General features: G+C 69.0%; 7 protein-coding genes. 5 read left to right on the top strand and 2 right to left on the bottom strand.

The window, feature by feature from the left end; translation table 11 throughout:
* On the bottom strand, positions 1-385 hold a 385-nt coding region (locus tag QHF83_RS52420), incomplete at its 3' end, for a hypothetical protein (protein WP_282425718.1).
* Between the two features lie 761 nt (positions 386-1,146).
* On the opposite strand from QHF83_RS52420, the gene dhaK reads away from it, so the two are divergent.
* Genes dhaK through QHF83_RS52395 form a run of 5 tightly spaced genes read left to right on the top strand, consistent with a single transcriptional unit; the run spans position 1,147 to position 6,523 of the window.
* Complete coding sequence (gene dhaK, locus QHF83_RS52415; protein ID WP_282425717.1) at positions 1,147-2,148, top strand: dihydroxyacetone kinase subunit DhaK; 1,002 nt, start codon at positions 1,147-1,149, stop codon at positions 2,146-2,148.
* A gap of 31 nt (positions 2,149-2,179) precedes the next feature.
* Complete coding sequence (dhaL, locus tag QHF83_RS52410; protein WP_282425716.1) at positions 2,180-2,785, top strand: dihydroxyacetone kinase subunit DhaL; 606 nt, start codon at positions 2,180-2,182, stop codon at positions 2,783-2,785.
* A complete protein-coding gene (gene ptsP, locus QHF83_RS52405) occupies positions 2,782-5,157 on the top strand; it encodes a phosphoenolpyruvate--protein phosphotransferase (RefSeq protein WP_282425715.1) in 2,376 nt (791 codons plus the stop codon). The genes dhaL and ptsP overlap by 4 nt, the downstream gene beginning before the upstream one ends.
* Positions 5,158-5,169: 12 nt before the next feature.
* Positions 5,170-6,264 carry a DUF4241 domain-containing protein gene (locus QHF83_RS52400; RefSeq protein WP_282425714.1) on the top strand — a complete coding sequence of 365 codons (1,095 nt, stop codon included), beginning with the start codon at positions 5,170-5,172 and terminating at the stop codon, positions 6,262-6,264.
* Between the two features lie 22 nt (positions 6,265-6,286).
* Positions 6,287-6,523, top strand: coding sequence for a hypothetical protein (locus QHF83_RS52395; protein ID WP_282425713.1), 237 nt, complete (start codon positions 6,287-6,289; stop codon positions 6,521-6,523).
* Positions 6,524-6,667: 144 nt separating this feature from the next.
* Here QHF83_RS52395 and QHF83_RS52390 read toward each other — a convergent pair.
* Positions 6,668-7,412, bottom strand: a 745-nt coding sequence (locus tag QHF83_RS52390; protein ID WP_282425712.1) for an alpha/beta hydrolase, incomplete at its 5' end; no start/stop codon positions are given.

The following is a 7,412-nucleotide window of genomic DNA, read 5'->3' as shown; positions in this document are numbered from 1 at the left end:
GCCGGCCGCCGTGATCCCAGCCGCCACGCCGGCCGCCGTGATCCCAGCCGCCACGCCGGCCGCCGTGATCCCAGCCGCCACGCCGGCCGCCGTGATCCCAGCCGCCACGCCGGCCGCCGTGATCCCAGCCGCCACGCCGGCCGCCGTGATCCCACCCGCCGCGGCGCCGCTGCGTCTCCAGCGCGGAACTCCCCTCGTCCACGTTCTCGTCGGCGTCCGCGTCCACGGACTCGTCGACGAGCGCGGCCACGTTTTCCTCGACGAGTTCCAGCTCGTCCTCCCCCGAAAGGATATCCGCGCGCGCGGCGAGAGGCACCGCAATCACGGCGGCGCCTGCACCGGCGACGCCTGCCACGAGCAAAAATCGAATGAGATTCGTAACCATGATTCCCCCTCCTTCAACGCAACGTGCGGTCGCGGCGCGGAACAGCAAGTGCCGCCTCAGGCGGATTGCTCGTCATGCTCCCCGACACAAAGGAGCCGCCCGCCGAAAACCCGGCGGGCGGCTCTCCTGTCCCTCCTGCGACGCTCAATGCGGCGTCAATGGTCTCAATGCCAGCGGTCCCACCGATCGTGACGACGGTCCCACCGATCGTGGCGACGATCCCACCGATCGTGACGACGATCCCACCGATCGTGGCGACGGTCCCACCGATCGTGACGACGATCCCACCGATCGTGGCGACGGTCCCACCGATCGTGACGACGATCCCACCGATCGTGGCGACGATCCCACCGATCGTGGCGCCAGCCGTCCGTGCTCAGCGCTTCCTCCGACTCGTCGAGGGCTTCTTCTTCCTCGGAATCGGTCAATGCGCCTTCGGCTTCGCCCAGGTCCTCGTCAACGAACTCCGACTCCGGAGCCGGGATGTCCGCCCGAGCCTCGGACGGCACCGCCCCCACCGCGAGCCCTGCACCAAACACGGAAACGACGAGGAGAGAGCGAATGAAATTCTTGAGCATGAACCCCCCTTCCTGCCCGGAACGTGCGGTCGCCAGGCGGAACGGCAAGCGTCGCCCAGGGCAGGCCGCTCGCATGGAAGCCTCGCCGTCTCCATTCTCCGTCGGCATCCGCGTCCACCTCCCTTCCGCCTCTTGCCGTTTCCTCTCGCGGGTCGCGCCTCTCTTTCGGTATCCTCCGCCTCGATGAAGAAGCTCCTCAACGCGCCTTCCGATCTCGTGAAGGAGGCCCTCGCGGGCATGGCCCTCGCTCATCCCGATCTCCTCCGCGTCCAGTTCGATCCGGCGTTCCTCGTGCGCGCCGATGCGCCCGTGCGCGGCAAGGTCTCTGTGCTCTCCGGCGGCGGCAGCGGGCACGAGCCTTTGCATGGCGGGTTCGTCGGGCGCGGCATGCTCGACGCCGCGTGTCCCGGCGCGGTGTTCACGAGCCCCACGCCCGATCAGATCCTCGAAGCCACGCGCGCCGTCGACGGCGGCGCGGGCGTCGTCCACGTCGTCAAGAACTACACGGGCGACGTCATGAATTTCGAGATGGCCGGAGAGCTCGCGCGCGATATAGGAATCGCCACGGAGACCGTGCTCGTGAATGACGACGTCGCCGTGGAGAACAGCCTTTACACGGCGGGGCGGCGCGGCGTCGGGACCACGGTGCTCGTCGAGAAGATCTGCGGCGCCGCGGCCGAGGCGGGGCGGGCCCTCGCGGACGTCGCTGCGCTCGGCCGGCGCGTGAACGAGCACGGGCGCAGCATGGGGCTCGCTCTCACGCCGTGCACGGTGCCGCACGCGGGAAAACCCTCGTTCGAGCTCGGGCCGGACGAGATCGAGGTCGGCATCGGCATTCACGGCGAGCCCGGCCGGCGGCGCGCGAAGCTCGAACCGGCCGATCGGCTCACGGAGATGTTGATGGAGCCGATCCTCGACGATCTGCCGTTCCGGGCCGGGAAGGACGTGCTCCTCTTCGTCAATGGCCTCGGCGGCACGCCGCTGCTCGAGCTTTACGTGGTGTTCCGCAAGGCGCACGAGCTCGCGGCGGCGCGGGGACTTCGGGTCGTGCGGAGCCTCGTCGGGCCTTACATCACGTCCCTCGAAATGGCGGGCGTTTCGATCACGCTGCTCCAGGTCGACGACGAAATGGTCCGGTACTGGGACGCGCCCGTGCACACGGCGGCGCTGCGCTGGGGGGTTTGACGTGGGGCGCGAGGTATTGAACGGGGATGCCGTGGTTCATTGGATCGAGCGCGCGGCCGAGGTGATCGGGGAAAATGAAAAATACCTGACCGAGCTCGACGCGGCCATCGGCGACAGTGATCACGGGGCGAACATGGCGCGCGGTTTTGCGGCCGTGCGTGGCAAGCTCGCGGGGCAAACGCGGGACGATGTCGGCGCGATCCTGAAGACCGTGGGCATGACGTTGCTCTCGACCGTCGGGGGCGCGAGCGGGCCGCTTTATGGGACCTTGTTCCTGGAAGCGGCCAAGGTGGCGGCCGGGAAAACCGAGATCGATCGGGCGACGATCCAGCAATCGCTCTCGGCCGGGCTCGCGGGCATCCAGAAGCGTGGCAAGGCCGAGCCGCTCGACAAGACGATGGTGGACGCGCTGGGGCCGGCGATCCAGGCATTCGAGGGCGCCGCGGGGCTCTCGCTCGCCGAGGCGCTCGCGCGGGCGGCCGAGGCGGCGCGGCAGGGCGCGGAGGCCACGATTCCGCTCGTGGCGCGCAAGGGACGGGCGAGTTATCTCGGGGAGCGGAGCGCGGGCCATCAGGATCCGGGCGCCACGTCGATGTGGCTCCTCCTCCGGAGCCTCGCCGAGGCGGCAGCGGAATGAGCAAAACGACGGTCGGGCTCGTCCTCGTCTCCCATAGCCGCGCCCTCGCGGAGGCGACGCGCAAGCTCGCGACGCAGATGACGGGCGACGCTGTGCTCATCGAATGCGCTGCGGGCATCGGAGAGACCGGCGACGAGCTCGGCACCGATGCCATGGCCATCGTCGCGGCGCTCGAACGCGCGGCCGGTGCGCAAGGCGCGGTCGTCTTGATGGATCTCGGCAGCGCGCTCCTCAGCGCCGAGACCGCGCTCGATCTCGTGGATGCGGCCATTGCGGCGAAGACGCGGCTCTCGTCGGGGCCGTTCGTCGAGGGCGCGGTGGCTGCGGCGGTGCGAGCGGCGGGCGGCGGGAGCCTCGACGAGGTCGCGGCCGAGGCGCGGCGGGGCCTCGTGGCCAAGGAGGAGCAGCTCGGGGAAGCCGCGCCCGCGCCCGCACCCGCGCCGGTCGAGAAGAGCGGTGAAAACGAGACCTGGGAGGACGCCGAAATCGCGGACCTGCACGGCCTGCATGCGCGCCCCGCGGCGCGGATCGTTTCGCGAGCCTCCCGGTTCGATGCGAAGATCACGATCGAGAATCGAACGAATGGCAAGGGGCCGCGGACGACGGACAGCGTGATTGCCCTGTCGGGGCTCGGCGCGCGGCATGGCCACGTCCTGCGAATCGCCGCGACGGGGCGCGAGGCCGAGGCCGCTGTCCGCGCCCTCGCGGCCCTCGTGCGCGAGGCCGGGACGAACGACGCTCCCGCGCCGCAGGCCGCGGCGGAGGCCACGAAGGGCCGCGGGATTCCGATTGCAGCCGGGGTCGCCGTGGGGCCTTGTATTCGCCTGCAAAGAACCGCGGTCCGTTTGTCTGACCATTCCGTCGACGATCCGGCCGTCGAGCTCGAAAAGCTCATGGCCGCGCTCGACCGAGTCGAGCGGGAAATCCGCGCCGCTTTTGGTCATGACGACATGGCGACCATGCACGGCACGCTGCTCCGGGATCCCGTCATCCTGCGGACCGCCCGCGATCTCGTCACGGAATCCGGCCGCAATGCGGCGAGCGCATATCATTCCGGGGCCTCTCGCGCGGCCGAGGCCCTCGCGAACGCGGACGACCCGTACATGCGCGCCCGCGTCGCCGACCTGCGCGACATCGAGCTCGCCGTCCTGCGCGCGCTCGGCGCCGCGCCCGCGGTCGTCTTGCCCGAAGGCCCGCCGGCCATTCTCCTCGCCGACGAACTCTTGCCGAGCGAAGCCGCGCGCCTCGATCCGGCCCGCGTGCTCGGCGTCGTCGACCTGCGCGGCGGCCCGACCTCGCACGCCGCGATCCTCCTGCGAGGCGCGGGCATTCCCGCGGTCTTCGGCGCCGCGGCCCTCTTTCAGGATCTGCCCGAATCCCCTGCCCGCCTCGGCCTCGACGGCGGGACCGGCGAATTATGGATCGATCCGGCCCCGGTGATCACGGCCGATCTCGAGCGCCGTCGCGCCGAAGAACGGGCGGCGCGGCTCTCCGCGGCCGCATTTCACGGCAAGGTCACCCTTCCCTCCGGCCCCACGGTCGAGCTCTGGGCCAATGCGGCGAGCGCGCTCGAAGCGCGCGCCGCCAGGGAGGCAGGCGCTTTCGGGATCGGCCTCTTGCGCACGGAAATGTTCTTCCTCGACCGCAACGACGCGCCAGGCGAGGACGAACAAGCGGACCTTTACGCCGAGGTCCTCGCCGCCTTCCCCGGCGCGCCCGTCGTGATTCGTACGCTCGACGCGGGCGGCGACAAGCGATTGCCCTGGCTGCACGTTCCCCCGGAGGAAAACCCGTACCTCGGCCTGCGCGGCATTCGCCTCTCCCTCGATCGGCCCGATCTGCTGGAGGCGCAGCTCCGCGCCATTCTTCGCGCCGGACGAGGCCGTGACGTGCGGATCATGATCCCGATGGTCTCGACGGCGTCCGAGATCGAGGCCACGAAGGCCGCCCTGGCGCGCGCCGCGAGCGCGCTCGATGCAGCGGGAAAACCTCATCTCTGGCCGGTCCCGCTCGGCATCATGGTCGAGGTGCCGGCGGCCGCGCTCCTCGCGGATCGGCTGGCGCCGCACGTCGATTTCTTCAGCATCGGGACGAACGATCTCACGCAATACACACTCGCGGCGGAGCGCGGCCATCCGAGGCTCGCCGCGCTCGCGGACGCAGGGCATCCGGCGGTATTGGATCTCGTGGGCCGGGTGGCGAAAGCGGGCCAGGCGGCGGGGCGCGCCGTGTCCGTGTGCGGCGAGGCGGCGGCGGATCCGAAGCTCGCGGCGACGTTCGTGGGGCTCGGGATCACGCGGCTCAGCATGGGGCCTTCGGCGATTGCACGCGTGCGGGCGGCGCTCGTGGCCGGCGCCGCCGAGATCCGGTAGGGTCTCGCTCGCATGAACGACTCCCGCTACGCGCTCCCCCGCTCGTTCCTCCCGATCCGCACCGCCCACCTCGCCGGCAAGAAGGCCGCCGGCGTGAAGGAGGTCCTTCACGCTGGCGAAATCGTGCTCACCACGGGGCGCCTCGTGGCCTGCGATCCCATGATGCAGCCCGAGCGGCCTCCGTTCGAGCGCCTCCTCGCGCCGGGAAAATATCCCGTTCATCTCTTCGTCGCGAAAGAGGGCTCGGTGATCGGATTCGCCGAGATCCGCTTGCGGCGCGCGGCCATCGACCATTTCGAGCTCGCGACGATCGCCGGGCAAGATGCGGCGACCTTGGGCGAGGGGCGGTTCTTCGGGTATCCCGTCGACGCGGGGCTCGGCTGCTTCGCCGACGAGGCCGCCCTGCGTCACCTCCAGGACGCGGACGCCGCGCGAAAGAAGGCGGACGGGCCCTCGTATGGGAGTTATTACGACGTCGTGAGCCCCGAGCTCCGCGCGAATGGGGGCCGGTGGACGGATCATCGGCCCCACGGGAGCGCGAGCGAAAACGTGATGATCTTCCGCTCCGGAGACGGCGACGGCACGTATGCGACCTATTTCGGTATCGACGCGGCCGGCGAGGTGGCATGCGTCGTCACGAGCTTCAATGTGTTCGCGGAGCCGGTGTCCCGGGAGCGCAAGCTGCAGGCCGTCACCGAAGTCTTCGCGCCATTCGTGGCCGCCATCGAGCGGGACATTGGCGCCTTCCTGCGCTCGAAGGGGTTTTCGGGGCCGAATGCGGCCTACAAGGTGAAGTCGGACGGGGGCGAGCTCGATCTCACGTACACGCGCGACGGGCTCTCCTTCCAGGTGCGCGCCACGGCGCTGTACCAGTCGGTGCTCGACGCCCATTTCCGCTGGACGCGCGGGCGCGCCAATCTCGATGTGGGCAACGAGCACCACAAGGCGGGCGTCGAGCTGGACCTGCCGAGCGCCCTCGCCATCGGCAATGCAGCCTATACCTACGCCACGAAGATCGGGGCCTCGTACGCGGCACGCTGGGACGTACTCGAAGCGGCGGTGCTGGGGTACCTGCCGATCAAAGCCCCCAAAACGAGCAAGCGATGACGCCAGGCTCGTCAGCGCACCTATGTCGAAGCTCACTCTCTCGGGCCTCGGAAAGGATTACATCAAGGACTGGAGCAACTATATCGTGGAGGAAGAGAAGGTTGTCCTCGACGAGGTGACCAAGAAGCTCAACAGCCTGGGGACCATGTACAGCATCAACCTTTGCGCGGACGACGGGGCGCATCGGATCTTGCTCACCGTGGCATATCGCAAGAATGGCCCCGCTGTAGGGTTTTTCACGCTTCGCCAGGAGACTTGAGCGAGGCGAGCCAGGCATCCTACGCCTGAACGCCTCGTTCGGGGCTGTCGCGTCGAATCGTGGCGGCCCGCCCTTCCTCGTCTCCTGCTGGCACCTTCCACAATCCCCCCGAGATGCGCGCCCGGTCATCCCGGACGCCGGGGTTTACTTGCGCCCCGCCTCCCTTTTCACGTCACGCGCGGGGGGCGCAAACGGCGGCACCTCGAACTTGGGCACCGGCAAGGTCACTTCGGCGGGGAGGCCTTCCTTCTTGCCGGTCTTGAGGAATTCATAGACCGCCTGCTTCGCAGCCGGTTCTCCGCGAAGCTGATAAAACGTGCCGTCGTGGCCCGCGCGATGGACGAGGATCGCATGGCCGTTCGGAAAGTACGGCAAGAGGCCCACGGTATTTTCGACCGGCGTCGAGGTATCCCAGTCGCCGTGCACGAACAAGACCGGGATCGGGCTCGTGACCGGCTCTCTCAGCGCGTCGCCCATGTCGCGGGTCGGCCAGTCGGGCGCGGAAGCGATGTTCGACTCGAAGTTCCACGTGCCAAGCACCTCGACGGCCGGATCGGTCCGCAGCTTTTGCTCGCGCGCGGCGGTGACGCCCAGGCTGCTGTCGATCAAGGGCCCGATCAGCTTCGTCTTGCTCGCTTGGCGCTCCTCGATGACCTCGCGTGCCCAGGCCTCGTAGTGCTCGTGATAGAGTGATAAAATGAACGCAGGCCATTGCTCGCCTTCCTGCGTGTGCGACAGCAGGGCGAGCTGGAGGTCTTCCGACCCTAGGTGGCTGGTGTCGATCGCGAGCCCGTCGAAGAGGTCGTGGCCGCTCGTGTTCCCATGGCCGCCAGGGTGCATATCGGACAGGTCGCCTGACGGCTGATAATGGTTTGGATCGTCTTCTGGT

Origin of the sequence: Polyangium sp. 15x6 (genome assembly GCF_029960785.1) — a bacterium.
In the GTDB taxonomy this organism is placed as follows: Bacteria; Myxococcota_A; Polyangia; order Polyangiales; family Polyangiaceae; genus Polyangium.
Note: the sequence above shows the minus strand (reverse complement) of the source record. Positions and strands in the feature narration are given on the sequence as shown.